We start from the raw sequence: 2403 nt of genomic DNA, 5'->3' as shown, positions 1-2403 counted from the left end.
CGCCGCGCCCGGCCCCGCGCCGCGAGACCAGCGCCGCCACCCTGCCGCCGCCGGATCTCGGCCTGCCCGGCCCGTCGCCGCGCCGCACCGAGGCCCCGCCGGTCGCCCCGACCGCCGACCAGGGCCGCGACGGCTGGCTGTCCGAGCTGCTCAACCGCGCCGAGACTACGCCGGAGCGCGAAGCCCCGCGCGGCCGCACCGCGCAGCAGGCGGTGAGCGGCAATCCACTGGAGTCGCTGTCGCTGGACATCGGCCGGCTGATGGACCGCAACCTGGTGCTGGAAATGTGGGACCGCTATCAGCGCGGTGAGGCCAAGGCCTTCACCAAGCGGCTCTACACCCCGGCCGGCCAGAAGGCGTTCGACGAGGTCGCCCGCAAATATCGCGCCGACCGCGCCTTCAAGCAGACCGTCGACCGCTACATCACCGAGTTCGAGCGCCTGCTCGACGAAGTCGCCCGCGACGAACGCGGCCCGCAGGCCCTGCGCACGCATCTGAGCTCGGAAACCGGCCTGGTGTACACGCTGCTGGCCCACGCAGCCGGACGGTTGGGATGAGGCCACGCGCGCGGCGGGCCACGCGCCCGCCCCGCACGGTGATCGCTCGCCGGCAAATCGCCCGCGACCAAAAACAACAACCAAGCGGAGGCCCCGGCCTCCGCTTTTTTTATTGACCGCGCAGACCGCAACCATCGTCCGCCGAGCTTAATCAGGACAGACCCTAACAGCTCCGGACAACCGCCCTCTCGTTCGTCATTCCGGGGCGCGCAGCGTAGCTGCGCGAGCCCGGAATCCATATCCCCTAGACTCTCAGTAAGCGCACACACGTGGCCGCCGCAGAGCGTCATGACGAAGCGCAGGGGTTAAGGATTCCGGGCTCGCGCTACGCGCGCCCCGGAATGACGAACGAGAGGGCGTGCATTGCGGCGAAGTGAGTATCCCCACGAGCGTGTGGATCAATCGTTCACCCCATCCGCTGCGCGCCCCCTCTCCCGCTTGCGGGAGAGGGCTGGGGTGAGGGCGACGCGAGCAGTGAGTCCGCGCGATCCGCGGAGAGAATTGCCCTCACTAGGATCATTCCTCCATCGGACTTCACCGCCGAAACAGCTTTTGCCTTGATGGAATAAAGCAGCATTGAAACTCGCGATGTCATTTCCTACGCTGCCTTCGCGAATTTCAGCAAAGTTGATTTCATCATCGCAGCTCATCCAGCTGCACTATTCGGCTACTACGCCATGCTTGACCTGCCGCGAGAGGCTATTCGGCACTGGCTCGTTGATCTCTTCGCCAACGCAGTCAAGCGGTTGAACAACCGCGAGGATCGTTTGCAGGCGATCAAGTGGCTCGGCCAGTCCCGTGAGATCGTCGGAAGCGATCTCAACCTTCCGGAAAAGGTTGGACGCCTCCGAGCCTTGATCGATTCGCGGACAGTCGTGAAATTCGTCGCAGCGCGGGTCACCGAGTCGGTTCGGAACTACCGTAAGTCGAACCTTCCGCTAGCGGTGAAAATCGCGTTTCCCGCAACGCTCGCCGCACTGCCGTTCGTTGGCGGCCAGGCCGCCGGGATCGCAGCGTTCGGAGGCGCAATCGGAGTTCCGGTCCTTTTGCTCGTCTTCCTGGGCACTGCAGGAATCACTGCAATCATCGAAGCGGTCGCAAAAGATCCCAGTGTACGGCCAGAGGTCGCCGAGATCATCGATCTCATCATCGATGATGAACGTCTGCGTCAAGCCAGTTGGAAGATAAAGGCTGCCATGCGCGAACAGCCTTGCGATCCGGTTCGGTGCGCCACGCCCGAAAACGAGGATCTGCTGCGCGAGGCGCTGTGCAGGATGGACCCGTGCAAATTCGAGCGCCACGTGATGAGCTTCTTCGAGAGCGCCGGCTTGAAATCGATCGTCACGCGAAAATCAAACGACCTCGGGGTTGATGGCTTCGCGGTTCATGACCACGGGCTGATCGTGGTCCAGTGCAAGCGAAACTCTGCGGAAAACAAAGTCGGACGGCCGGTCATCCAGCAATTCAAAGGCGTGATCGAGGAGCACAACGCTTTCCATGGCTTCGTTGTAACGACATCCACCTTTTCGGAAGAAGCCGAACAGTCAGCCTCCATGTCGAAACGGATGACACTCGTCGATATTCACTCGCTGATCTCCTGGCACGTGACCGCCCCCATCTTCGATCTTGGTCACGCTTGAAGCCATATATCATGATCAACTGCGCCCGCAGCACGCCCCCTCTCCCGATTGCGGGACAGGGGGTGAGGACAACGCGGGCAGTGAGTTCGTGTGTCGTTCGGCTCCCGCCGAGCTTAATCAGAACAGAAACTAACCGGTCCGGACAACCGCCCTCTCGTTCGTCATTCCGGGGCGCGCAGCGAAGCTGTGCGAACCCGGAATCCATA

The 2403-nt window shown here is 62.9% G+C and carries 2 protein-coding genes; both read left to right on the top strand.

The window, feature by feature from the left end; all coding sequences use genetic code 11:
- On the top strand, positions 1 to 557 hold a 557-nt coding region (locus IP86_RS27455; protein WP_156332639.1), incomplete at its 5' end, for a hypothetical protein.
- A gap of 677 nt (positions 558 to 1234) precedes the next feature.
- Positions 1235 to 2197, top strand: coding sequence for a restriction endonuclease (locus IP86_RS27450; protein WP_054165628.1), 963 nt, complete (start codon positions 1235 to 1237; stop codon positions 2195 to 2197).
- Positions 2198 to 2403: the final 206 nt, after the last annotated feature.

It is taken from the genome of Rhodopseudomonas sp. AAP120 (genome assembly GCF_001295845.1).
GTDB lineage: Bacteria > Pseudomonadota > Alphaproteobacteria > Rhizobiales > Xanthobacteraceae > Rhodopseudomonas.
This window is presented reverse-complemented; position numbering and strand designations above follow the sequence as displayed.